A 1,394-nucleotide genomic window follows, 5' to 3' on the forward strand; every position below is an offset into this window, starting at 1 on the left:
CTGAGACCTGATGCCGAGCCGATTGTGGTGAAGTGGATGATCCTATGCTGTCGAGAAAAGCCTCTAGCGAGTTTCATGGCGGCCCGTACCCCAAACCGACTCAGGTGGTCAGGTAGAGAATACCGAGGCGTTCGGGTGAACTATGGTTAAGGAACTCGGCAAAATGCCCCCGTAACTTCGGGAGAAGGGGGGCCATTCCTGGTGACGGCACTTGCTGTCTGAGCTGGGGGTGGCCGCAGAGACCAGCGAGAAGCGACTGTTTACTAAAAACACAGGTCCGTGCGAAGCCGTAAGGCGATGTATACGGACTGACGCCTGCCCGGTGCTGGAACGTTAAGGGGACCGGTTAGCTCCATTTCGGTGGGGCGAAGCTGAGAACTTAAGCGCCAGTAAACGGCGGTGGTAACTATAACCATCCTAAGGTAGCGAAATTCCTTGTCGGGTAAGTTCCGACCTGCACGAATGGCGTAACGACTTCTCGACTGTCTCAACCATAGGCCCGGTGAAATTGCATTACGAGTAAAGATGCTCGTTTCGCGCAGCAGGACGGAAAGACCCCGGGACCTTTACTATAGCTTGATATTGGTGTTCGGTTCGGCTTGTGTAGGATAGGTGGGAGACTTTGAAGCCGTGACGCCAGTCATGGTGGAGTCGTCGTTGAAATACCACTCTGGTCGTGCTGGATGTCTAACCTGGGTCCGTGATCCGGATCAGGGACAGTGTCTGGTGGGTAGTTTAACTGGGGCGGTTGCCTCCTAAAGGGTAACGGAGGCGCCCAAAGGTTCCCTCAGCCTGGTTGGCAATCAGGTGTTGAGTGTAAGTGCACAAGGGAGCTTGACTGTGAGACTGACGGGTCGAGCAGGTACGAAAGTAGGGACTAGTGATCCGGCGGTGGCTTGTGGAAGCGCCGTCGCTCAACGGATAAAAGGTACCCCGGGGATAACAGGCTGATCTTCCCCAAGAGTCCATATCGACGGGATGGTTTGGCACCTCGATGTCGGCTCGTCGCATCCTGGGGCTGGAGTAGGTCCCAAGGGTTGGGCTGTTCGCCCATTAAAGCGGTACGCGAGCTGGGTTTAGAACGTCGTGAGACAGTTCGGTCCCTATCCGCTGTGCGCGTAGGAGTGTTGAGAAGGGCTGTCCCTAGTACGAGAGGACCGGGACGGACGAACCTCTGGTGTGCCAGTTGTTCTGCCAAGGGCATGGCTGGTTGGCTACGTTCGGGAGGGATAACCGCTGAAAGCATCTAAGCGGGAAGCCTGCTTCGAGATGAGCACTCCCACCTCCTTGAGAGGGTAAGGCTCCCAGTAGACGACTGGGTTGATAGGCCGGATATGGAAGCCCTGTGAGGGGTGGAGTTGACCGGTACTAATAGGCCGAGGGCTTGTCCTCAG

1 rRNA gene is annotated in these 1,394 nt (G+C 56.2%); it reads left to right on the forward strand.

Annotated elements, in window-relative coordinates:
• Positions 1–1,392, forward strand: a 23S ribosomal RNA gene (locus ACFVUH_RS37390); the annotation flags it as partial.
• Positions 1,393–1,394: the final 2 nt, after the last annotated feature.

It is taken from the genome of Kitasatospora sp. NPDC058032 (genome assembly GCF_042885845.1).
GTDB lineage: Bacteria > Actinomycetota > Actinomycetes > Streptomycetales > Streptomycetaceae > Kitasatospora.